Annotated in this window: 20 protein-coding genes and 1 riboswitch; of the genes, 4 read left to right on the top strand and 16 right to left on the bottom strand. The window is 35.8% G+C overall.

Annotation, left to right across the window (positions count from 1 at the left end; genetic code table 11):
- Positions 1-10 precede the first annotated feature (10 nt).
- The 5 genes from BN3004_RS05855 to gcvT form a co-directional block, all read right to left on the bottom strand.
- The gene (locus BN3004_RS05855) at positions 11-862 is read right to left on the bottom strand and encodes a YitT family protein (RefSeq protein ID WP_058260268.1); all 852 of its coding nucleotides are present in this window, start codon (positions 860-862) and stop codon (positions 11-13) included.
- A gap of 65 nt (positions 863-927) precedes the next feature.
- Positions 928-2,394, bottom strand: coding sequence for an aminomethyl-transferring glycine dehydrogenase subunit GcvPB (gene gcvPB, locus BN3004_RS05850; RefSeq protein ID WP_058260267.1), 1,467 nt, complete (start codon positions 2,392-2,394; stop codon positions 928-930).
- Complete coding sequence (gene gcvPA / locus BN3004_RS05845; protein ID WP_058260266.1) at positions 2,388-3,740, bottom strand: aminomethyl-transferring glycine dehydrogenase subunit GcvPA; 1,353 nt, start codon at positions 3,738-3,740, stop codon at positions 2,388-2,390. The genes gcvPB and gcvPA overlap by 7 nt, the downstream gene beginning before the upstream one ends.
- A 1-nt stretch (position 3,741) precedes the next feature.
- Positions 3,742-4,122, bottom strand: a complete 381-nt coding sequence (gcvH, locus tag BN3004_RS05840) for a glycine cleavage system protein GcvH (RefSeq protein WP_058260265.1) — start codon at positions 4,120-4,122, stop codon at positions 3,742-3,744.
- A 28-nt stretch (positions 4,123-4,150) separates the two neighbouring features.
- The gene (gcvT, locus tag BN3004_RS05835; RefSeq protein WP_058260264.1) at positions 4,151-5,248 is read right to left on the bottom strand and encodes a glycine cleavage system aminomethyltransferase GcvT; all 1,098 of its coding nucleotides are present in this window, start codon (positions 5,246-5,248) and stop codon (positions 4,151-4,153) included.
- A 318-nt stretch (positions 5,249-5,566) separates the two neighbouring features.
- On the opposite strand from gcvT, the gene BN3004_RS05830 reads away from it, so the two are divergent.
- The gene (locus tag BN3004_RS05830; protein ID WP_058260263.1) at positions 5,567-7,078 is read left to right on the top strand and encodes an ATP-binding cassette domain-containing protein; all 1,512 of its coding nucleotides are present in this window, start codon (positions 5,567-5,569) and stop codon (positions 7,076-7,078) included.
- A 60-nt stretch (positions 7,079-7,138) separates the two neighbouring features.
- Here the strand turns inward: BN3004_RS05830 and rpsI are convergent, their stop codons facing one another.
- From rpsI to BN3004_RS05790, 8 genes are all read right to left on the bottom strand, one after another.
- Positions 7,139-7,528, bottom strand: coding sequence for a 30S ribosomal protein S9 (gene rpsI / locus BN3004_RS05825; protein WP_058260262.1), 390 nt, complete (start codon positions 7,526-7,528; stop codon positions 7,139-7,141).
- 16 nt (positions 7,529-7,544) lie between these two features.
- Entirely contained in the window at positions 7,545-7,973 is a 429-nt protein-coding gene (gene rplM, locus BN3004_RS05820; protein WP_058260261.1) for a 50S ribosomal protein L13, read from the bottom strand.
- A 114-nt stretch (positions 7,974-8,087) separates the two neighbouring features.
- On the bottom strand, positions 8,088-9,881 hold the full coding sequence (gene pepF, locus BN3004_RS05815; protein WP_058260260.1) for an oligoendopeptidase F: 1,794 nt from the start codon (positions 9,879-9,881) through the stop codon (positions 8,088-8,090).
- A gap of 12 nt (positions 9,882-9,893) precedes the next feature.
- Positions 9,894-10,337, bottom strand: coding sequence for a large conductance mechanosensitive channel protein MscL (gene mscL, locus BN3004_RS05810; RefSeq protein ID WP_058260259.1), 444 nt, complete (start codon positions 10,335-10,337; stop codon positions 9,894-9,896).
- Between the two features lie 30 nt (positions 10,338-10,367).
- Positions 10,368-10,811, bottom strand: a complete 444-nt coding sequence (locus BN3004_RS05805) for a deoxycytidylate deaminase (protein ID WP_058260258.1) — start codon at positions 10,809-10,811, stop codon at positions 10,368-10,370.
- Entirely contained in the window at positions 10,811-12,577 is a 1,767-nt protein-coding gene (gene pyk, locus BN3004_RS05800) for a pyruvate kinase (protein WP_058260257.1), read from the bottom strand. Before pyk ends, BN3004_RS05805 begins: the two co-directional genes overlap by 1 nt.
- A gap of 10 nt (positions 12,578-12,587) precedes the next feature.
- Complete coding sequence (gene pfkA / locus BN3004_RS05795) at positions 12,588-13,547, bottom strand: 6-phosphofructokinase (protein WP_058260256.1); 960 nt, start codon at positions 13,545-13,547, stop codon at positions 12,588-12,590.
- A gap of 8 nt (positions 13,548-13,555) precedes the next feature.
- Positions 13,556-17,008 (bottom strand): DNA polymerase III subunit alpha, encoded by a 3,453-nt coding sequence (locus BN3004_RS05790; RefSeq protein WP_058260255.1) that lies wholly within the window; start codon positions 17,006-17,008, stop codon positions 13,556-13,558.
- A 125-nt stretch (positions 17,009-17,133) separates the two neighbouring features.
- On the opposite strand from BN3004_RS05790, the gene BN3004_RS05785 reads away from it, so the two are divergent.
- From BN3004_RS05785 to BN3004_RS05775, 3 genes are read left to right on the top strand one after another with little or no spacing between them, the layout of a single operon-like run.
- On the top strand, positions 17,134-17,577 hold the full coding sequence (locus tag BN3004_RS05785) for a DUF4190 domain-containing protein (RefSeq protein WP_058260254.1): 444 nt from the start codon (positions 17,134-17,136) through the stop codon (positions 17,575-17,577).
- Positions 17,578-17,585: 8 nt separating this feature from the next.
- The gene (locus BN3004_RS05780; protein WP_058260253.1) at positions 17,586-18,371 is read left to right on the top strand and encodes a prolipoprotein diacylglyceryl transferase; all 786 of its coding nucleotides are present in this window, start codon (positions 17,586-17,588) and stop codon (positions 18,369-18,371) included.
- Positions 18,350-19,675, top strand: a complete 1,326-nt coding sequence (locus tag BN3004_RS05775) for a hypothetical protein (RefSeq protein ID WP_058260252.1) — start codon at positions 18,350-18,352, stop codon at positions 19,673-19,675. The genes BN3004_RS05780 and BN3004_RS05775 overlap by 22 nt, the downstream gene beginning before the upstream one ends.
- A 95-nt stretch (positions 19,676-19,770) precedes the next feature.
- Here BN3004_RS05775 and BN3004_RS05770 read toward each other — a convergent pair whose 3' ends face one another.
- The 3 genes from BN3004_RS05770 to BN3004_RS05760 all read right to left on the bottom strand — a co-directional run bounded on the left by BN3004_RS05770 (position 19,771) and on the right by BN3004_RS05760 (position 23,063).
- Positions 19,771-20,331 carry a folate family ECF transporter S component gene (locus BN3004_RS05770; protein WP_058260251.1) on the bottom strand — a complete coding sequence of 187 codons (561 nt, stop codon included), beginning with the start codon at positions 20,329-20,331 and terminating at the stop codon, positions 19,771-19,773.
- Between the two features lie 56 nt (positions 20,332-20,387).
- Positions 20,388-20,480, bottom strand: a riboswitch (THF riboswitch).
- Positions 20,481-20,539: 59 nt separating this feature from the next.
- Complete coding sequence (locus tag BN3004_RS05765) at positions 20,540-21,226, bottom strand: TIGR03936 family radical SAM-associated protein (protein WP_058260250.1); 687 nt, start codon at positions 21,224-21,226, stop codon at positions 20,540-20,542.
- Positions 21,210-23,063, bottom strand: coding sequence for a TIGR03960 family B12-binding radical SAM protein (locus tag BN3004_RS05760; protein ID WP_349267120.1), 1,854 nt, complete (start codon positions 23,061-23,063; stop codon positions 21,210-21,212). Before BN3004_RS05760 ends, BN3004_RS05765 begins: the two co-directional genes overlap by 17 nt.
- Position 23,064 lies beyond the last annotated feature (1 nt).

Genomic DNA, 23,064 nt, shown 5'->3' with positions numbered 1-23,064 from the left:
CAAAAGTAAATTATAAGTCTAAAATATTTCTCCATCTAAATCCATATACTTCACTAGCATTCATTACAACCAAGAAAGAATTAGGTGCATTCTTTTGAATAAATCTCTTAAGAAGCAAGTAATCCCTTCTTGAACAAACAGTCATAATAACCGTACGCTCTTCGCCAGTATAAGCTCCAACAGCTTTATAAAGGTTAGCTGAGTGATTAAGGTCCTTAACGATGTAATTCTTAACAAGCTCTGGATCTTCAGTGTTTATGATAATGTTTTTAGATGTGTTTAAACCATCTATAGTAAAATCTATAATAAGTCCGTTCATTATTATTCCAAGCAAGGAATAAAGTCCTATCTCTAAGCCAAATACTATGCCTACAAATAATGTGATTACTAGGTCACATAAAAGTACTCCCTTACCTAAATCAAGCCCTGTGAATTTATTTATGATCTTTGATAATATATCTGTTCCGCCAATAGATGCATATTGATTAAGTATGATGGCCATACCTACTGCAGAAACTATAACTGCAATGATCATTTGTAAGAGCATGTCATCAACTATCGGTCCATCTAGTGGAATTACTTTTTCTAAAATAAATATTATAAACGAAATACCAAGTGATGTAAGTACTGTCTTTATACCAAATTTATTACCTATGAATAAAAAACCTAGTGCGAACAAAACTATGTTCGTTGCAAATAAAACATAGCTCATTGGCAAATTTAATAAGTATGACAAGACTATGGCTATGCCTGTTGCTCCACCTATAGTCATATTAGTTGGAGTTAAAAAGAAATAAACAGCTATGGCAACCATAAAGGCTCCCAAAACTATTAATAAATTAGACTTTAATTTTGCGTTCATTTTATACCTTCCTACAAAATAATTATGTATTAGGGGCACTTGTTTGTGCCCCCATATATTACTTACTATTGTTCTTCTTTAGTGTAGACTAAAACTGGCTTTCTAGCTGCCAATGTTTCATCTGGTCTACATACCTTTGTTGTTAATGGTGCATTTAGTAAGTCTTCTGGATTTTCTTTAGCTACCTTAGCTATATCGTTAAGAGCAGCTGCATATGCATCCAATGTTTCTTTACTTTCTGTTTCAGTTGGTTCAATCATTAATGCTTCATGAACAATTAATGGGAAGTATACTGTTGGTGGATGGAATCCTCTGTCGATTAGTCCCTTAGCTACATCTAGTGTTGTTACGCCAGCATCAGCATTCTTAAGTCCGCCTAAAACAAATTCATGCATACAAATTGTATCATATGGCACATTGTAATTTTCTTTTAATAAGCTTAGTAGATAGTTTGCGTTTAATACAGCATTTGTTGATGCTTTTCTTAAACCATCTGAGCCCATTGTTAAGATATATGTGTAAGCTCTTACTAGGATAGCGAAGTGTCCGTAGAAGTCTTTTACTTTACCAATACTTTCTGGTCTGTTATAGTCAAGGAAGTATTTATCACCGTTTTTAGCTATAACTGGCTTAGGTAAGTATGGAATTAATTCCTTCTTACATCCTACTGGACCTGCACCTGGTCCTCCTCCACCGTGTGGTGTAGAGAAAGTCTTATGAGTGTTAAAGTGAACTACGTCAAAGCCCATGTCTCCAGGTCTTGAGTGTCCCATAACAGCGTTCATATTAGCTCCGTCGTAATATAGTAGACCGCCTTTTTTATGAACTATCTCAGCAATCTTTTCAATGTTTTTATCAAATAAGCCTAATGTGTTAGGGTTTGTAAGCATTAAACCAGCTACTTCTTCTGTCATAGCTGCTTCTAGTGCTTCTAGATCAACTAAGCCATTCTCATCAGATTTAATTTCTATAGGAGTAAAACCGCCCATAGAGCATGTTGCAGGATTTGTACCGTGAGCAGAGTCAGGAATTATCATCTTGTTTCTGTTCATATCGCCTCTTGCTTCATGATAAGCTCTGATTAAAAGAACACCTGTTAATTCTCCGTGAGCACCAGCTGCTGGTTGTAGTGTAGCTGCATCCATACCTGAAATTTCAGCTAATGATTCAGCTAAATCATACATTAATTTTAAAGCGCCTTGTGTGCATCCATCGCCTTGATATGGGTGAAGATTTTTAAAACCACTTAAGCCAACTATTTCTTCATTAATCTTAGGGTTATACTTCATTGTACAAGATCCTAGTGGATACATACCATTGTCAAGACCGTAGTTCTTTATAGAAAGGTTTGTGTAGTGTCTAACTACATCCACTTCCGATAGCTCAGGCATGTCTAATTCTTCTTTATTTAGATAATCAGAAGGAATTAAACTGTCAATCTTTGTATCTTCTACATCAAGATCTGGTAAATTGTATCCAGTTCTACCGGGTCTTGAAATTTCAAATATTATTTTATCATATCTATCTAACATTCAATACCCTCCAATACTTCAACTAATTTATCCATTTCTTCTTTTGTTCTCTTTTCAGTAACAGCAAGCATAAATGTGTTTTTGTATTCATCGCCATAGAACCAAGTTAGGTTAAATGCGTTCATGAAACCGTTAGCATTAAGTGCTTCGTTTATCTTATCTATGCTTATGTCGCTAGTGATAACAAATTCTTTGTAGAATGGTTTATCAAACAATAATTTATATTTGCCTGATTTGCAGATTTCTTTTTGTAGGTAATGAGCCTTCTTAGCGCATTGCTCAGAAACTTCTCTTAAGCCCTTCTTGCCCATAAGTGCCATGTAAATTGTTGCGCAAAGTACGTTTAATCCTTGGTTTGAGCAAATGTTTGAAGTAGCTTTATCTCTTCTTATATGTTGTTCTCTGGCTGTTAATGTTAGTACCCAAGATCTATTACCATCTTTATCAACTGTTTGACCAGCGATTCTGCCTGGTAATTTTCTCATGAACTTATCAGTTGATGAGATAAATCCAAGGTATGGTCCACCATAAGATAGTGGTATACCAAATGGTTGTGCTTCACCAACAACGATATCTGCGCCGTAGTCGCCAGGTCTTTGAAGTATACCTAGTGAGTTAGTGTCAACGTCAGCGATGAAGTAAGTCTTCTTTAACTCATGAGTTAAGTCGCAAGCAGCCTTCATGTCTTCGATAACACCGAAGAAGTTAGGACTTTGCATAATTACACATGCAGCGTCATCACTAAGTTTATTCTTTAAATCATCTAAGTCAGTAGCGCCATCTTTAATGTCTACTTCAACAACTTCGATGTTGTGGCTGTGTGTATATGTGCCTAAAACCATTCTAGCTGATGGGCTTAGCGCTTTTGATACTATAACTTGTTTCTTACGAGTTGTGTTGCAGCACATAAGAGCTGATTCAACAACACCATTAGAATTATCATATAGTGAAGCGTTTGTTATAGGTAGACCTACTAAGTTAGACATCATTGTTTGGAACTCAAATATCATTTGTAGAGTTCCTTGAGATACTTCTGGTTGATAAGGTGTATATGAAGTATAGAATTCACTTCTTGAAGCGATAGCTCCAATTACTGATGGGATATAATGGTCATATGCACCTGCTCCTAAGAAACAAACTTTCTTATTTGTTGAGCAGTTCATATCTGCAAGTTCGCCCATAATCTTTCTAACTTCTAGTTCTGATTTGTGTTTAGGTAAATTTAATTCACCTTTAAATCTAACACTTTCAGGAATACAGTCAAATAAATCTTCTTCAGACTTTACACCTATCTTGTCAAGCATCTCTTTTATATTTTCGGGAGTTTGACTAAGATATGGATACATACTAGTCCTCCTTAGCGAATTCAGCGTATTTTTCGTCGTCCATTAAGTCGTCTAATTCTGATGGGTCACTCATTTCAATCTTGAATATCCAAGCATCGTAAGGTCCTTCGTTGATTAGAGCTGGTTCATCATCAAGTTCTTCGTTAACTTCAACTATCTTTCCGCTTGCTGCTGTAAATACTTCTGAAGCTGCTTTTACTGATTCAACTGAAGCTGCTGCGTCGCCTTTTTCGAATTCGTCATCGATTTCAGGAAGTTCAACGTAAACTATGTCACCTAAGTTGTGTTGAGCATAGTCTGCTAAACCGATAGTAGCGATGTTTCCATCAACTTTAACCCATTCATGATCTTCTGTGTAAAGTAAACCTTTTTTAATTTCCATAATAATTTCCTCCTATATTTTTATAATATTATTTTACGTCTTTTAAGAATTTTCTGCTAATTTGTTTAGCTTTTTGAGCCTTACCTCTGATAATTACATCAAATTCAGCACCCATTTCCTTGTAAGATGCATCGATTAGAGCGTTACCTATCTTTTTGCCAAGTGTTGGAGAAAGATATCCTGTTGTTACATAGCCAATCTTCTTGCCATCTTTTTCAATTTCATAGCCTTCTCTTGGTATAGGCTTATCAATCATTTCGAAGCCAACAAGTGTTCTCTTCTTTTCTTCTTTAATCTTCTTAAGAGCTTCTTTACCAATAAAGTCAGCTTCTTGATTAAGTTTTACGAAGAAGTTTAATCCGCCTTCTACTGGTGAAATATCTTGTGATATTTCATGACCGTATAATGGTAGCATTGCTTCAAATCTAAGTGTATCTCTACATCCTAGTCCGCATGGTTCGATACCAAACTCTTCTCCAGCCTTCATTACTTCTTTATAAAGATGTACTATGGATTCGTTGTCAGTATAAATTTCAAATCCGTCTTCGCCAGTGTAACCAGTTCTTGAGATTAAAACTTTTTTACCAGCTAATTCAAATCCATCAATAAAGTGGAAGAATTTGATTGTGTCTAAATCGACATCAGTTAATTTTTGTACAGCTTTTTGAGCAAGAGGTCCTTGAACAGCTATTTGAGATGTTTGATCAGAAACGTTTTCAACCTTAACATCAAAGTTTTTAGCTTGTTTTGTAATCCATTCAACGTCTTTTTCAACGTTTGCAGCGTTAATTACAAGGTAGAACTTATCTTGATTAAATCTGTAAACAAGTAAGTCGTCTACTGCACCACCGTCTTCGTAACACATAATGTTGTATTGTACTTGACCATCTTCAATAACAGTTAGGTCATTAGTAATTAGATGATTTACAAAATCAAATGCATCCTTACCTGTAACCCATACTTCACCCATATGAGATACGTCAAATACACCAAGTTTTTGTCTTACTGCATTGTGTTCTTCGATTAATCCTGAGTATTGAACAGGTAGTAACCATCCAGCATAATTAACAATTTTGCCGCCTAGTTTAACATGTTCATCGTATAAAGCAGTTTTTTTGCCTTCCATTTTTCATCCTCCTTAATCTACAATTATAATATACAATATTTCTAATCTTTTTACAAGGAATATTTTAAAATATGCCTATATGGCATTAATACAAAATATAAGGCCTCCTTAGTAAAACAATATTGCAATTTATCGTTTAAGTGGTAATGCCTATAAAAATACTTTACTATAGTTCATAGACAAACCATCACTATTATTATACCATATAAATCGTTTTTTTACTAATAAAATAGCTATTATTTTTACTAATTTGTAAATAATTGTATTCAGTGAGTGATTGTAGTATAATTAGTATAATAAAGAGTAAAGGAGCACGCTATGCAGATAAAAAATTTAACAATCAGACTAAAAAAAGATGGAAGAACTATAATTGACAATTTAACATTTTCGATAAATGATGGTGATAGGCTTGCTCTTATTGGTGAAGAAGGCAATGGAAAGTCTACCCTGCTTAAAGCAATTACAAACGCGGAAGATTTTCTTAGCTACGCAGAAATAAGTGGCGAGATTAGCCGTGACGAATCCATAGCCATGGTTCCACAGATAGCTACAAGTGATGTGCTTGATAAAAGCTTGAGTGATCTTATATACACTAGTGATGGACTTGCTGTCGACATAAGTGATTTTTATAAAGCAATAAACGCTTTTAATGTTGATGTGAGCAATTTAGAAAGAAAGCTTGAGACTTACTCTGGCGGAGAGAGAATGAAAATTTTAATTTCTCTTGCAATTGCAAGGGGCCCTTCCCTACTTGTTCTTGATGAGCCAACAAATGATATCGACTTTAAATCGATGGAAGTGCTTGAAAAAATTCTTAAAGACTTTAACGGCAAAATCATTTTTGCAAGTCACGATACTTACTTCATACAAAATGTCGCTACTAAGATTATGCACTTTGAGCTAATACAAAACAAGACAAAATCTCGTATCACTGTGAGCGGCAATGATTACGATAGCTATATTAAGCTTAGAGAGGATCAAATTCTTACTCAGGCGCAAAGAGCTAAAAATGACAAGGCTCGTATTGAAGAGAAGGAAGAGCGCTGGAGGCGTGTTCACGACAGCGTTGAACATGATTTGCGAAAAGAAAAGAATGACAGATTAGGTAGATACCTTAAAAAGACCATGCACGAAGTAAAAGCACACGAGAAACTTATTGAGTGGGAAAAAGAAAATATGACGCAAATGCCAGACTTTGAAGAACAAATTTTTGTTAACTATAATAAGGAAAAACTTATTGAGAATGGTAAATGTGTTTTAAGTCTACATTTGGATAAATTAAAAGTTGCTGATAAAAAACTTGCCGATAATATTGATTTAGAGTCATATGGCAAAAATAAAATTGCCATAGTCGGAAAGAATGGCGCCGGCAAGACTACTCTACTAAGTATTATAAAGGATAATATTAGTAAAGACCTGCGCATTTCATACATGCCTCAAAATTATGAAGATGAATTAATTACTCATAATAACGCTATTGAATATTTAAAAGTGGACTATACTAAGGAAGAAGAAACTAAAATAAGAACTTATTTGGCATCTCTTAAGTTTACCAGAGATGAAGTGATTAATAAAATTTCTGAACTAAGTGGCGGGCAAAAGGCAAAGCTCTTCTTTGCTAAGATGCAGCTTATGGAGCCCGATGTTTTAGTTTTGGATGAACCGACGAGGAACATCTCACCTTTGTCATTGCCAGCTATAAGTGATGAGATGAAAAACTTTGGTGGAGCAATCTTCTTTGTTTCACACGATAGGTACTTTATTAATCACGTAGCTGATGAGATATATGAGCTAAGTGAGAATGGCTTAAGTAAAATAGATAAAATATAAAATTGCACAAAAATAAGACCTTGCATCTGCAAGGTCTTACTTCTATATATAGTAATAAAACTATCTCTTTGAGAATTGTGAACTCTTTCTAGCTTTCTTAAGTCCGTATTTCTTTCTTTCTTTCATACGTGGATCTCTAGTTAAGAATCCAGCCTTCTTTAAGATTGATCTGTATTCAGGATCAACTTCAAGTAAAGCTCTTGATAAGCCATGTCTTATAGCTCCTGCTTGGCCTGTAAATCCGCCACCGTTAACTAAAACGTATACATCAAATTTACCAAGTGTATCAGTTAAGTTAAGAGGTTCACGAACAATGTTTTTTAACAATTCTTCTTTTAAATATTGATCAATATCTCTATGGTTGATAGTAAATTTACCATCTCCAGGCACTAATCTTACTCTTGCTACTGAAGATTTTCTTCTGCCTGTTCCTTGAATAAGTTTTTCCATCTATTCGTCCTCCTTTCTAAAACTCATACTTTTCTGGCTTTTGTGCTTCGTGATTGTGTTCTGGGCCAGAATATACTTTTAATTTTCTAAACATTTGTCTTCCTAATCTGTTCTTTGGAAGCATACCTTTAACAGCTAATCTGATTGCCATCTCAGGATTGTTTTGCATCATATCTTGGTAACTGATTTCTCTAAGTCCTCCAGGATATCCTGTGTGGTAGTAGTGTTTCTTTTGTAATAATTTCTTTCCTGTTAATTTTACCTTATCAGCGTTTACGATGATAACGTAATCACCTGTATCTACGTGTGGTGTAAAAGTTGCTTTGTGTTTTCCTCTTAAGATCTTAGCAACTTCGCTTGCTAGTCTACCTAGGACTTTGCCTTCAGCGTCTATAACTAACCATTTTCTCTCAATATTTTGAGCGTTGGCCATAAATGAACTCATTTTTTTCCTCCTTTAAAAAACATTGTTTTTAAAAAAGTTTCCGGGTCTTTTCTAAAACACTAACAAACATTTTAATACAAAATACTCTAATTGTCAAGTATTTTCGTTAATTTTTTATAAATTTTTGCTTAATTCTTCAATTTTATCAACTATTGATGAAATATAGCTAATTGTGTTCTTTAGTGAATCAGTAGTAGTGATGTCAACACCTGATAGTTTGGCCCACTCTACTGGGTTATATAGACCGCCTTGCTTAATTGCGTTTAACCAATTACTTACTGCTTCTTCATCGTCTTCAAGTATCTTTCTTGATACGTTTGTTGCAATTGATAAACCAGCTGAGTATGTGTATGAGTATAAACCTGAGTAGTAATGAGGTTGTCTCATCCAAGTCATTTCACAGCCATCATTTAATTCTACTTCACCTTGCCAGAACTCTTCTAGTGTTTCCTTATATAGTCTGTTTAATGTATCTGCATCTAGATTTTGTCCTTCATCAACTAAGTTATATGCTTTTCTTTGGAAATAAGCTTCTAAGAAATGTGTAACAAAGTTATGGTAATAAGTCTTGGCAATGATTGAGAAGTAAATCCATCTAAGCATTCTAGGGTCTTCGGTCTTCTTCATCAAGTAATTAGCAAGCATCATCTCATTCATTGTAGATGGTGATTCTGAATAGAACATAGATGGGTTACAGTCAAAGAATGATTGATACTTTTGCGATAACATAAAGTTACCTGCATGGCCAAGTTCGTGTATCATAGTAAATACACTGTCCATCTTGCCTGTCCATATCATAAGAATATATGATGGGAAGCCAGCTGGCGTAGAGCAATATGCTCCAGTGTATTTACCTTTGTTTTCAACGTAGTCAATGTTTTTGCCTTCGAGGACTTTCTTAATTTGCTCTAGATATTCATCGCCTAATACGTTTAACGCACTATAGATATAGTCCTTAGCTCCATCAAGTGTTATTTCTGGATCAAATTCTGGATCTATATTTGCTTTTAAATCGTAGTAATTAATCTTTTCTAAGCCAAGTCCATCTTTTAATACTCTCGCAAACTTTCTCATTACTGGTGAAAGCTCTTTCATTATAGTATCTAGATGATTTTCATAGATTTCTCTAGGCACTTCTTGTTCAGCAAGTAGATAATCTGTTACACTATCGTAGCCTCTAAGCTTTGACATGATTTTATCTTTTTGCATATTCAAATTAAATGCCATCGCTGTACTATTGACAGTCTTAGATAGATCTTTATAGAAATGATTAAATGACTCTCTTCTTAAGTCCTTATCTTCATCATACTCATACTTTTCTTCAAATAAAGCATATGAGTTACTATACTTCTTACCATTGACCTCAAATGGTTCAAATGTCAAGTCTTGTAACTTAATTGTGTTATACAATTGTTCAGGCGCCATTCTCAATGGTGTAAAGGCTTGAATAACTTTTTCTTCAGCATCGCTTAAATAAGTTTTCTTCTTTAAAATAATGCTGTGGAAATATACTTTTAAGCCATCTACCTTCTCAAGCTTTTCAAGCATTGGAATATCTAGCTTTGCTATCTCAAGCTCAACGAACAATGTGTTTTCATCTAGCTTGTTATACATATTTAGTAGCTCATTGAAAAAGGCTAGTTCAGCTGAGTTTGTCATGTCGACATCCTTGTTTAGATATGCATAATCTATAACTAAGGAGAATCTTTTAATTATCTCTTCGTATTCTTTAAAAGCTTTGACTATAGTATCAAAATCATTTAATTTTCCTTCATAGTTTTCTTTTAGCTTTAAAGATGCTTCTAACAAATCATTTGCTTCTTTTCTAGCTTCTTCTTTTGATTTAAATATAGCCGATGTATCCCAAGTTAAATTCTTATCAACTTCGCTTCTGTTTAATATTGTCATAATACACCCCAATTATTTAAGTTCTGATGTGCAGTTAGGGCATCTTGTTGCGTTAATGTCTATTGTTGATTTACAATATGGACATTCTTTTGTTGTTGGTGCTGCTTCTGCTTCAGGCTTCTTAGTTAGTGCTCTAGCTTTGTTTATTGCTTTAATTATTAAAAATAATACAAAAGCTATAATTAAAAAGTCAATAATTCTGTTTAAGAACAATCCATAGTTTAGAGTAGCTGCACCAGCTTCTTGTGCTTCGGCAAGTGTGGCGTATTTGCCGCCATCAAGTGTAATGAAATAATTGCTAATGTCAGCTCCGCCAAGTAATAGTCCAATAAGTGGCATGATTATGTCATCTACAAGTGAGCTAACTATCTTAGAGAAGGCTCCACCTATGATAACACCTACTGCTAGGTCCATTACACTGCCCTTTGAAATAAATTCTTTGAATTCTTTTAACATCTTCTTTACCTCCTATTTTAAAAAATTTAACTACGCCATGTCCACATCTAATTTTATGTGTTCTATGTGGTTTTTATCAAGTAATTCAAGTGCATAATCGTCTATCCTATATGCATTTGAATAATATATTTTACTGATACCTGCTTGAATCAAAGCTTTTGTGCAGTTTAAGCACGGGAAGTGTGTTACGTAGCACACACAGCCATCTACCTTAATGCCTTCTTTTGCACAATATAAAAGCGCGTTCATCTCTGCATGTATAGTCGCTATGCAGTGACCGTCCCTCATTGTGTGGCCTATCTCTGAGCAGTGCGGGTTGCCTTTTATACTGCCGTTGTAACCGCTTGAGACTATCCTGTTGTCCTTATTAACGAGTAAGCAGCCCACATAGGCCCTGTCGCAGGTAGATCTCTTCGCTATCATGTGAGCGATTGACATGAAATACTCTTGCCATGAGCTTCTTGTATCAGCCATTAAATCACTTCCTCTTCATCAAAAATTTTACCTTCGTAAATTTCTCCAGTTGTTGCATCGATGCTTATGATGTCGCCAGTTTTTATACTGTTCATAGCATCACCAGCGCCAACAACTGTTGCTAGATGGTAATTAATGCCAACTATAGCGCCTTGACTAGTTAGACCGCCTTCAACTGTTACTATGCCTGATGACTTTTGTATATATGGAAGCATATCTTTATATACCCCTATAGTTACTATTATATCGCCATCTGAAAAAGTTTCTTCTAATTCCTTAGCATTTTTAGCGACACAGGCTCTTGCACTTATCTTATGTTTGCCTATGCCCATGCCTTTGCATAAAAGTTTGCCAACTGTCTTTACCATCATAATGTTTGTTGAACCAGCCTTTCCAAGCGGCATACCCGCTGTTAAAATAACCAGTTCTCCCTCCTTTACAAATTTTATATTCTTTAATATATTTATAGATTCGTAGAATAAATCATCTATGCTTGATGCAAGAGTCGCTCTGATTGGGTAGACGCCCCACTCAATCGCTAATTGCCTTCTGACTTTTTCATTAGTTGTAGCAGCAATGATTGGTGACTTTGGTTTGAACTTTGAAATGTTTCTCGCAGTAAGCCCCGATGTAGTGGCGGCTATAATCACTTTCGCATCCAAATCAAGTGCCGCTTCTCTTGTCGCTTTGGCGATGGAGTTTGTGATGTTAATTTCGTGTTCATCGTTTGTGCTATCAACAACAATTTTATAATCAAGACTGTCCTCAATCTTTACTGCAATTTTCCTCATCATCTCACATGACTTGACTGGATAAGCGCCCGCTGCCGTCTCGCCCGATAGCATTATTGCGCTCGAGCCATCTAAGATGGCGTTGGCAACATCAGTCACCTCTGCTCTGGTTGGTCTTGGGTTTCTAATCATTGAGTCAAGCATTTGAGTCGCTGTAATTACGAATTTGCCTTTTAGATTGCACTTTCTGATTATGTCCTTTTGCACTAATGGTATGTCCTCTTCATCAAGTTCAACACCCATGTCCCCTCTGGCAACCATAATGCCGTCGGATGCATCTATAATCTCGTCAATATTTTGAACGCCTTCTAAATTTTCTATCTTAGAAATGATTTTGATATCGTCTCCACCATTGCTCTCAAGTATCTTTCTTATCTCTAAAACATCTTTTGCGCTTCTAATAAAAGAGGCCGCAATGAAGTCTACATCATTTTCAATGCCAAAGATTAAGTCTTCAATATCTTTTTCAGTGAGCGTTGGTAAATTAACTTTAACCGATGGCAGATTAACGCCTTTTCTATCGCTTAGCTCGCCGCTATTAACAGCCTTCATATAAACGTTCTTCTCATCGACTGATATTACAGTGAACTCAACAAGGCCATCGTCAATAAGCACTCTATCATCTGCTTTTAAATCCTTAGCAATGTCCTTATATGTGACAGAGACCTTTGTCTCGTCACCTTCTAGATCTTCACTTGTGAGAGTAAAGTCTTGTCCTTGCTCTATCCTAATCATGCCGTCTTTGAAAGTCTTTATCCTTATCTCAGGTCCCTTTGTATCAAGCATTATTGCTATAGGCTCATCAATATCATCCCTAAGCTTCTTTATAGTGTCTATCCTCTTTTTATGCTCTGGATGAGTGCCGTGTGAAAAGTTTAGTCTAGCAACATTCATTCCTTCGTTTACAAGCGCCTTTAGCACTTCGTATGAGTCCGAACTAGGTCCAATTGTACAAACTATCTTAGTTTTTTTCATCTTAATTCTCCTATATCGATAATATATCCACCATCTTAAGCTGATCTTTGTCAAAAGCTTTCTTTGTTTCAAGTGCTTCGTCTATATCTACTTCTATAATCTTGCCGCTCCTATATCCTAAAGCTAAACCTGATTTGCCACTTAATAATAAATTTACTGCTTCATATCCAAAATCACTTGCTAGTATCCTGTCTTGAACAGTTGGTACGCCGCCTCTTTGAACATAGCCAAGAACAGTTACACGCGTCTCTATAGCACCTTTCTCTTCAATAATTCTTGCCAATTCATAAGCATCAAGCGCCCCTTCAGCCGCAACGATTATGTGGTGCTTTTTGCCCCTCTTTCTACCGTTTTTTATCTTTTTAATAATAGCATCCGTATTTAATTCTACTTCTGGTATGACTATCGATTCAGCTCCACCAGCTATACCCGAGTAAAGTGCAATATCGCCGCAGTTTCTGCCCATGACTTGAAGGACTATGGCTCTACCGTGTGACTCAGATGTATCTCTAAGCTTGCTTATAGCAGAAACAGCTGTCTCAACCGCTGTCAAAAAGCCGATAGTGTAGTCAGTGTAGCCAAGGTCGTTATCTATAGTGCATGGCACGCCTATAACTTTAACGCCTCTTCTAGCTAGCTCCCTCGCTCCTCTTAAAGTTCCGTCGCCGCCAAGAACCACTATGGCATCTATTTTAAACTTCTTTATCACTTCCAGCGCTTGATTAATTCCTTCTTCCGTCATAAATTCATCGCTTCTAGCAGTTCTAAGTATAGTTCCGCCTCTGTGAATAATGTCAGCAACGCTTGATAATGTCATCGTTTCGATGTCTCCCTTAATCAATCCGTTGTAGCCTTCCTTTATCGCTAAAACCTTTAAATCGTTATATATAGCAGTTCTTACAACAGATCTGATAACGGCGTTCATACCTGGCGCGTCGCCCCCACTTGTTAATATAGCAATAGTCTTCATAGCTCCTCCTATTTAATAACTATATCGTCTTCATCTAAATATATTCTTAAATCTTCATATAGCTTTTCATTGTCTATGTCAATGGCTGTGCTATCATTCGATTCGATACTTGAGTTTGTCTCTTCAAAGTAGACAACTACAGGGTTATCTCCCTTGTATTTCTTTAATATATCTAAAATCTTTCTTTTATCTTCTTCGCCTAAGCCATTTTTTATCCTTATATATAGAGTTTCCTTACGCTTTTCAAGCCTCTTAACTCTATCTGCAATGATATTGATCTCATCATTGGCACTTATTTGCAGTCTTCCCTTAACAACAATGTTTTCCCCTTCTTTAATAAGATTTCTATAGTTTTCGTAAACTCTTGGGAAAATCACGACTCTTATGCTATCATAAAGGTCTTCAAGCTCAATAAAGGCCATCATTTGATTGTTTTTAGTAACCTTCTTTGTTACAGCTGAGACCATGCCCGCATATGAAATGAACATATTGTCCCTAAGATCTGCATCTGTCTCATCAAGAACTTTTTCTTTCATCTCAATTGAGCTAAAATCGCTACTTTGTCTAAGCTCTTCAGTGAACTCTTCAAGTGGATGACCAGAAAAATATATACCCGTCATCTCTTTTTCGCCTTCAAGTAGCATGAACTTCGATAGCTCTGTCGCTTCTGGTATCTTGTACTGAACGTTCGAAGAACTCTCTTCGCCAAGACCAAATAGTCCCATCTGTCCTTGAGCGTTGTTCTTCGCGTCCTTTTGTATGCTCTTTAGCATGTAGTCATACGAACCAAGCATTTGACTTCTATTAAGGCCTAGTGAATCAAGTGCTCCCGCCATAATCAAGGACTCAACCGACTTTTTGTTCATAGCAGTCGAATCAACTCTATGTGTCTTTGTTAAAAAGTCTTCGAAGGAAGAAAAGCCATCGATCTCGCCTCTTGCCTTAAGTATAGAGTCAATTACGTTAGTTCCAACGTTTTTAATAGCTGAAAGGCCAAACCTGATTCCATCTCCTTCAGTCGTGAACTTTCTAAATGATTTATTTATATCTGGTCTTAAAACTTCTATACCAAGTCTCTTACACTCTTCAAGATACTTAATTACATCTGTTGTATTGCCCATAACTGAGCTAAGTAGGCTCGCCATATACTCTTTTGGATAGTAATATTTAAGATAAGCAGTTCTATAAGCAACGACTGAGTAAGCCGCCGAGTGAGATTTGTTGAAGGCATAGTTTGCAAAGTCAAGCATATAGTCAAAAATTTCGTTTGCGACCTCTTCTTTAATACCGTTTCTCACAGCGCCTTTGATAATCACTTCATCGCCATCATCCTTGCCGTAGATAAAGTTCTTTCTCTCTTGCTCCAAGACCTTCATCTTCTTCTTACTCATGGCTCTTCTAACTATATCAGCACCGCCAAGTGAGTATCCAGCGAGATTTCTAAATATCCTCATTACCTGCTCCTGATATACGATGCAGCCGTATGTCTCTTTCAAAATGGGTTCAAGATGCGGATCAAGATATGTGATCTTCGATGGATCGTGCCTTGCCTCAACAAACTTTGGTATCGATTGCATTGGTCCCGGCCTGAATAATGAGTTAGCGGCTATAAGGTCTTCGAATTTTTGTGCTCTTAAATCTTTTAAGAACCTTCTCATACCGACCGACTCAAATTGAAATATGCCTATGGTCTCAGCCTCTGTAAATAGGCCTATAACGTTTTTATCGTCGCATTCCATATGGTCAAAATCGACTTTTTTTCTATAGTTTTGCTCTATCATATCAAGTGCGTCTTGAATCACAGTTAAGTTCCTTAGTCCAAGGAAGTCCATCTTTAAAAAGCCTAGCTCTTCAAGCTCCGTCATTGTGAATTGCGTTGATATCGATTCTTTATTTTTAACCAATGGCAAGTGATTTGTAATAGTCTCTTCCGTAATCAATATGCCGGCCGCATGTGTACCTATATTTCTAGGTAGGCCCTCTAATTGTCTTGATATATCTATAATCTTCTTTGCTTCTTCATCTTCATCGTAAGCTTTTTTAAATTCAGGATTTCTCTCTAATGCTTTGTCGATGGTGATATCTAGGTCCCTTGGAACCATCTTAGCAAGTGCATCTGCCTTATTTAGCGGCACATCTAAAGCTCTAGCAACGTCACGAATAACGGCTCTCGCAGCTAGTGTACCGAAGGTAATTATCTGGCTAACTTTATCTTCTCCATATTTCCTAATAACATAGTCAATAACTTCAGATCTTCTTTCGTAACCAAAGTCTACGTCTATATCGGGCATGGAAACCCTTTCAGGATTTAAAAATCTTTCAAAAAGTAAATCGTATTTTAATGGATCAACATCAACTATGCCTAAGGCGTATGAAACAACACTTCCTGCCGCCGAGCCTCTTCCTGGGCCAACTGGTATACCATTTTCTTTAGCATACATAATAAAGTCTCTAACTACCAAAAAGTAGTCAACATAACCCATGGAGTCAATAATCTTAAATTCAGTCTCCATCCTGTTCTTGATATCATCGCTTACATTTCCATATCTCTTTACTAAGCCCTCTTCACAAAGTTTGTGTAAGTATTCAGCGTGAGTCATATCCTCTTCTATCTCAAAGTTTGGTAAATGTTTTTGATGAAATTCAATTTCTATATTGCATCTATCTTTAATAATTTCAGTATTTTTTATGGCCTCAGGCGCATATGCAAATAGCTTCGCCATCTCCTCAGGACTCTTCACATAAAACTCTTCGCTTGGGAAACGCATTCTGTTCTCGTCGTCAATCTTTGAAAGAGTTTGTATACATAAAAGCACATCATGAACCTTGGCATCTTCTTTCCTTAAGTAATGGCAGTCGTTTGTAGCGACTAGACCAATATCAAGCTCTTTAGAAAGCTCCATAAGATAATTATTCACATAAGCTTGCTCCTTGATGCCGTGGTCTTGAAGCTCTAAGAAGAAATTATTTTCTCCAAATATATCCTTATACCTAAGAGCCGCTTTCTTCGCTCCATCAAGGTTTTGATCAAGTATCATCTTTTGCACTTCGCCGCCTAAGCAGGCTGACAAGGCTATGAGTCCTTCGCTGTGCTCATAAAGGTATTTAAAATCAGTTCTTGGCTTGTAATAGTAACCGTTAATAGAGGCGTCAGAAACTATCTTTATAAGGTTTTTGTATCCTTTTTCGTTCTCACATAAAAGTATTAAGTGATAGTAAGGCGTTTCCTTGTCTTTAACAAGTTTGTCATCACAAACATAGACCTCGCAGCCAATGATTGGCTTGATGCCCTTCGCCTTCGCTTCCTTATAAAATTTGATTACGCCATACATGTTGCCATGGTCAGTTATGGCACATGCGTCCATGCCAAGCTCTTTAACTCTGTCAATTAGCTCACTTATCTTGTTTGAGCCATCAAGCAAAGAGTACTCAGTATGTAAATGTAGATGCGTAAAACTCATAAAATCACCTCTAATATTTATTATACCATATAATTAGTCATTTTAATATTCAATTTTCTTGTAATTTTTTGTTCTTTTATGTATAATATTCTTAAATTGGGTATATACATCATAGGAGGGATAATATGACAAACAATTATGAAGACAATGACTTCAGAGAACAAGAAGTCTTAAGCGAAGATGAAATAAAAGAAAGACAAGAAAAGAAAAGAGCTAAGGGCCAATACTACAGCTATAATAAGAATGATTATTATAACGGCTCAAAAAACAATAGTTACAACAATGGCAATAGTAATGCCACTAACAAAGGAATGACATCCTTAGTACTAGGAATTATATCACTATTTTGTATATTCTTAGGACAAGCTTCATTCATAGGAAGTATACTTGCTATAGTTGGCTTGATTATGGGTGTCGATGCAAGAAACAACGGTGACAGAACTTATGCTAAGACAGGCATAATACTTAACACTATAGGTCTTGCTGCTACATTATTAGTAACTATCGCTTGTATAGCATGTCTATCATGCGTAGGCTGCTCAATTTTTAATTACGCTGGTCGCTTTTAGGTGAAGGTATGAAACCATTTTACACTATATTCGGAATAAGACTAGCTAGCTACGGCTCACTTATAGCGCTTGGCATAATTGTAGCGAGCCTTGTCTATTGGTATAGAAAAAAAGATTACCCAGGTGATAAAGAAACTATATTTTACTCCATTGTTTATGGTATGATAGGCGGCTTCATCGGAGCAAAACTACTATACCTAATAACAGATTTTAATTTTGTTGTAGATAGCTTTAAGAATTCCACTGATACACTTACAACGCTTAAGAATATATTAGCAGGCGGCTATGTATTCTATGGAGGTATCATAGGAGCGCTTATAGCGATATACTTCTACGCAAAAAAATACAATATGAGCTACCTAGACATAGTTGACTCACTAGCGCCAGAAGTGCCACTTGCACATGCCTTTGGTAGAATCGGCTGCTTTATGGCAGGCTGCTGCTATGGCATGCCATGCGACAGCAAACTTTCTGTAATCTTCCCAAAGGAGAGCGTTGGACTTAGTGGAATAAAACTCTTCCCTGTTCAGCTATTAAGTGCACTAGGCAATATAATCATATTTATCATTCTATTCATCTACTCAAAGAAGGATAGAGAAAAAGGAAAAGTAACTGGTCTGTATATAATTTTATACGGCATAGCAAGATTTTTAGTTGAATTTTTAAGATACGATGACGTAAGAGGACACTTCTTATTTTTCTCAACATCACAATGGATATCGATACTACTTGTTCCATTCGGCATACTACTATATAAAAAGGGTGAATACTTATGCAAGAAAAAGCAGAAATAAAAGAGCTAATGCTCTTTCAAAACATTGATTACAAAGGTCTTGAAGTGCATCTAAATAAATTAAGAAAAGAAGGATACAAGATTAAAGATATTAAAAAAGCATCGATTAGCTTGGAGAAAGCTGTCGATGCTAATAATTTTGAGTATTTTTGTGAAAGCTATCCATTTACAAAGTCAAGAAAGAACAAATTCGGTGCCTTCTCCACTCACCTTTATGATATGGAGAGCGAAGGCTTTGAGTTTGTCTGCGGCTTTAAGGACATAAACATATTTGAAAATCACAGTGCGAGCAAAAAAGCGATTCGCGATGCTGATGAAAAAAGCTGGAAGAACATCTCAAACATAAGATTTTTCTCGATATCAGTATTTATATCATTCTTCATGATATTTTTAGCGAGCAGCGTGTTTTTGTTTTGGCCAAATATTGACAAGTTTATAAATTTAAAACAGTTTATGTTTATTGTCTTCATACCACTGATCTTCTTGACGCTCTCAATTATGTACTTAAGAAGAATTATTTTCTTCTACTCAAAAGCTTTGCGTAAAAAATTTGCGAGCGAGAAGGCTTTTAACTTCGGTAGAGTTTTGATGATAGCACTAATCGCACTACTAATACTTATGGCGCTTTCATATGTGGCTTTAGATATATATAACTTTTCAGTTGGTAATATTACACTAATCAAGCTATTCTCCTCATATTTCTTCCTAATCGGATCAGCACTAACATTTTTAATATATAAGCTATTGATTGAAAAGGTTTTTGATAAGTTCTTCCCAAGATTTCTATTTATAGCGATATCTTTGTTTATGGTAACGAACTTGCAAACAAAACTACTTGACATGCCTATAAACAATGCTATTAATCAAGAGATCTTCCAAGTCGATAGCAATATAAGTAATAACAAGTACTACAACAATAACAAATACAGAAGCAGAAACTTTTTCATCGATGAATACACTAAGAACTATAGCTTTACTACTGATAAACATAAGGTCGGCGAGCTGCTCATTATGACTAGTGAGCACTATCACGGCAAAAAGACTCACATACTTGATTATATTTACAAGGTTATTAAAGACAGAAACATCTTTAACAATCAAGGCGATATTGAATACTTAAGCTTTGGCAATAAATTTGATGATGACTTTGTAGAAGCCTACATCGCGAGCAAACATCACATATCCTCGCTTGTATTTAGATTCAAAGATGACATCTACATTGTCGATGGTAACTTCAGAAAGACTAATGAAGAGGTCATTAACGAAGCTATTGAGAAAATTATAAAAGATAGACAAGATAAATAAGACTAAGGGCAGAACTTAAATGTTCTGCCCTTCTAGTTTACACAAAACTAATGCCTCATCGGTATGTAGTGAGGCATTTGTCTATATTGATTTAATTACATTTCGAAACTTACTTTTCTTGCTCTTAAAGCTTCAACCATAGCTGTTAAAGCAAAATATACTGTGAATATTTCAATTGCATTCTTTGTAGCTCTTGCTGGTAGTAGTGCTAGAACACCCTTGCCCATGTAAGGATATAAAAGAGCTGTGTTCAAGATGATATTTAAAAATATCGCTCTAAATAAAGTTGTTGAAATAATTACTTTGTTTTGAAGCTTTCTATCGTTTTGCATAGCTGCAAAGCCTTCGCCCTTTGATAACTTCCACAAGATAAAGCCTGGGAACCATCCTAGTAAGCCTTCTGAGATAGTAAAGAAAGCGTTGAAACCAAAAGAGCTTGGTGCTAAAGCGTAGTTAAGAACGTCTGTAACAATCCCCATCATAAAGCCATAATAAGGTCCAAGGACCATACCTCCGAACATTAGCGGATAGCCACCAAACGATAGTGATAAACCTGGAGCTAATTTTAATTTCAAGAATCTTGACATTAAAAGAGCTAAGGTAACGAACAATGCACTTAATACTAATTTTTTAGTATTAGTCCTTCCTTTTTGCATAAAAAAATCCTCCTAAAATAAAATTCCAGAGGCTGTTCTAAATAATATAATATTTATACAGCGGAAGCGAAGAAACACCGCGGCTTAATGCCATTCGTTTAAAAGCTACATCCCATCTTTTAACACTAACGCATTTCCTCTACTCTGTATTTCATATTATATCATTAATCTTTATAATTTACAAGTCTTTTATAGATATTTTTTATACTTATAAAAATATTTCCTTAAGTCCTTCTTCATCTTGATATAGACCTATTCGTTCAAGATCAATATCAAGCTCATCCATAACTATGTCTGTGTAGTTATTAAGTATATCAAAAACAAGTGCCGGCTTTAAAGAGCCTTGCTCGCTCATCTTGATATAAGCATATATGGCCTCATCCTTAAGCTCAAGTCTATTGAGATAGTCTTTTGCATTTTCTTTAACAAAAATTCTCTTCTTACCCTTTTTTCTCTTTCTTTCAATCTCAACTATGTCCATGGCGTTGACCTTGCCAAGTTCTTTTGCTATGTCTATATCTTTGTTCTTATCGTAAAAAGTATTTAATAGTTTAAAAGCGTATACAACTGATTTTACCTTATTGGATATGGACTCGTCGTCATCGTACTTTGCTTCTGCAATCTTGATTCCCTGAGGAAGTCTCTCGTTCATCTTAATCAAAAAATCTTTTAAATCAATTTTTGAGTTAAGATATATCTCCATGTACTCGCTATTCGATTCTATGCCCAAAGGTAGTGGATATGCAATAGACATCCTTGGATGCGGGTTGAAGCCTTCTGAGAATTTCACATCAACCTTGTTTTGAAAGAGTGTCCTTTGGAATAGGTCTACAAGGTCCAAGTGCGATATGAATTTCAAGTAGCCTAGTTTTGTAAATTTACACAAAATTTTCATGCTTACCCCTCATTTCACAGTTCTCTATGCCGCAAGCGTTGCATGAGATTCTACAGTCCTTAGTAGTTTCAGCCTTCATTGACTTTTCATACTCTCTAATCAAAAATTCTTTACTTACACCTACATCGATTATATCCCATGGCAAGACCTCATCATAAGATCTTTCACGTCTTGCATAAAAGTCTGGATCAAGGTCAAATTCTTTAAACGCACTCAAATAGTTTTCATAAATGAATTCATTATCAAGTTTCTCGGCCTTTGACTCTTCTTTATAAGCGTAGATAAGTGCGTCAGCTAATTTTCTATCGCCTCTTGCTAAGACTGCTTCGATGTAGCTAAGCTCTGGATCGTGGTAGTTGTACTCGACCTTTTTATCCTTAATACTCGAGCGAAGTATGCCTATCTTTTCATAAAATTCATCAATGCTATCTTGCTTAAACCATTGGAATGGTGTAAACGGCTTAGGAACAAAGCATGATGTGCTCACAACAAGTCTAAAATCACCTTTAATCTCTTCCCTATCTCTCTTGAAGAATAGGTCACGAACCAAATAAGCAAGCTCTTGAATACCTTTAACGTCCTCTTCTGTCTCTGTAGGAAGGCCTATCATAAAATATAATTTAATCTTTGACCAGCCCTCACCAAAAACATAATTCATTACGTCAACTAAATTTTCTTCTGTAACGTTTTTATTTATAACATCTCTAAGCCTTTGGCTGCCTGCTTCTGGAGCGAATGTTAGTGAAGACTTTCTTACGTCGGAAAGATCCTTTAAAACGTCTATACTTGGTGAATCAAGTCTTAGTGATGGCAGCGAGACGCTTACATTGTTCTTAACAAAGTACTCTTTCATCTCCCCAGCCACTTCTCTAAGGTTTGTGTAGTCGCAAGTACTTAGTGAAAATAAACTAACATCGTCGTAGCCAGTATTATCTATCATAGTCTTTGCAATGTTTTTAATATTCTCTTCAGACTTTTCTCTTATAGGTCTGTATAACATGCCCGCTTGACAGAATCTGCATCCCTTTGTGCAGCCTCTAAATATCTCAACTACAGCTCTTTTATGAACCACATCGATGTATGGAACTATCATCCTATCGATTTGGAACATCTTATCAACGCTTGAGATGTAATTTCTCTTAACTCTATCTTTACAGTTTGGATTTAATTTTTCATAATTTTTTACAGTGCCGTCTTCATTGTAATGAGGCTTGTAAAATTTTGGCACGTAAAAGCCATCTTCCTTAGCAAGTGCTTCAAGGAACTCATCTTTCGTTTGATTTTTATCTTTTTTAATCTTTACTAGCTCCAAAAACCTTAGCATCATCTCTTCACCTTCGCCTATTTGGAAGACGTCAATGATTTCAGCTATCGGCTCGGGGTTTACTGCACATGGTCCGCCCGCTACTATGATGGGGTCACTTTCTTTTCTGTCTGCGCTTTTATATTCAATATTAGCTAAGTCAAGCATCCTAAGGATATTAGGAAAGCTTAGTTCATATTGCAAAGTAAAGCCTATTGCGTCGAAATTCTTAAGCTCTTCTTTATTTTCAAGTGAAAATAATTCTAAACCCTCTTCCCTCATCTTTCTTTCCATATCATAATTAGGCAAAAAGGCTCTCTCGCATAAGTAGTCCTCGTTTTGATTGATCAAAAAGTAAAGTATATGAAGTCCCAAGTAGCTCATTGCTAGCTCATATGTGTCAGGAAAACAAAAAGCGAACTTTACTTTTGTTTTATCAAAATCTTTGACTATAGAATTCTTCTCCATGCCAATATATCTTGCGGGTTTCTCTACAAGTTTTAGTATCTTTTCTAATTTCTTTCTATTTATCAAT

The sequence above is a fragment of the Fenollaria timonensis genome (genome assembly GCF_001457835.1).
Classification (GTDB): Bacteria; Bacillota; Clostridia; order Tissierellales; family Peptoniphilaceae; genus Fenollaria; species Fenollaria timonensis.
Note: the sequence above shows the minus strand (reverse complement) of the source record. Positions and strands in the feature narration are given on the sequence as shown.

What these genes read in the sequence shown, in the direction of transcription:
- BN3004_RS05855 (WP_058260268.1), bottom strand. Translation starts at nt 862, where the DNA reads ATGAACGCAAAATTAAAGTCTAATTTATTAATAGTTTTGGGAGCCTTT.
- gcvPB (WP_058260267.1), bottom strand. Translation starts at nt 2,394, where the DNA reads ATGTTAGATAGATATGATAAAATAATATTTGAAATTTCAAGACCCGGT.
- gcvPA (WP_058260266.1), bottom strand. Translation starts at nt 3,740, where the DNA reads ATGTATCCATATCTTAGTCAAACTCCCGAAAATATAAAAGAGATGCTT.
- gcvH (WP_058260265.1), bottom strand. Translation starts at nt 4,122, where the DNA reads ATGGAAATTAAAAAAGGTTTACTTTACACAGAAGATCATGAATGGGTT.
- gcvT (WP_058260264.1), bottom strand. Translation starts at nt 5,248, where the DNA reads ATGGAAGGCAAAAAAACTGCTTTATACGATGAACATGTTAAACTAGGC.
- BN3004_RS05830 (WP_058260263.1), top strand. Translation starts at nt 5,567, where the DNA reads ATGCAGATAAAAAATTTAACAATCAGACTAAAAAAAGATGGAAGAACT.
- rpsI (WP_058260262.1), bottom strand. Translation starts at nt 7,528, where the DNA reads ATGGAAAAACTTATTCAAGGAACAGGCAGAAGAAAATCTTCAGTAGCA.
- rplM (WP_058260261.1), bottom strand. Translation starts at nt 7,973, where the DNA reads ATGAGTTCATTTATGGCCAACGCTCAAAATATTGAGAGAAAATGGTTA.
- pepF (WP_058260260.1), bottom strand. Translation starts at nt 9,881, where the DNA reads ATGACAATATTAAACAGAAGCGAAGTTGATAAGAATTTAACTTGGGAT.
- mscL (WP_058260259.1), bottom strand. Translation starts at nt 10,337, where the DNA reads ATGTTAAAAGAATTCAAAGAATTTATTTCAAAGGGCAGTGTAATGGAC.
- BN3004_RS05805 (WP_058260258.1), bottom strand. Translation starts at nt 10,811, where the DNA reads ATGGCTGATACAAGAAGCTCATGGCAAGAGTATTTCATGTCAATCGCT.
- pyk (WP_058260257.1), bottom strand. Translation starts at nt 12,577, where the DNA reads ATGAAAAAAACTAAGATAGTTTGTACAATTGGACCTAGTTCGGACTCA.
- pfkA (WP_058260256.1), bottom strand. Translation starts at nt 13,547, where the DNA reads ATGAAGACTATTGCTATATTAACAAGTGGGGGCGACGCGCCAGGTATG.
- BN3004_RS05790 (WP_058260255.1), bottom strand. Translation starts at nt 17,008, where the DNA reads ATGAGTTTTACGCATCTACATTTACATACTGAGTACTCTTTGCTTGAT.
- BN3004_RS05785 (WP_058260254.1), top strand. Translation starts at nt 17,134, where the DNA reads ATGACAAACAATTATGAAGACAATGACTTCAGAGAACAAGAAGTCTTA.
- BN3004_RS05780 (WP_058260253.1), top strand. Translation starts at nt 17,586, where the DNA reads ATGAAACCATTTTACACTATATTCGGAATAAGACTAGCTAGCTACGGC.
- BN3004_RS05775 (WP_058260252.1), top strand. Translation starts at nt 18,350, where the DNA reads ATGCAAGAAAAAGCAGAAATAAAAGAGCTAATGCTCTTTCAAAACATT.
- BN3004_RS05770 (WP_058260251.1), bottom strand. Translation starts at nt 20,331, where the DNA reads ATGCAAAAAGGAAGGACTAATACTAAAAAATTAGTATTAAGTGCATTG.
- BN3004_RS05765 (WP_058260250.1), bottom strand. Translation starts at nt 21,226, where the DNA reads ATGAAAATTTTGTGTAAATTTACAAAACTAGGCTACTTGAAATTCATA.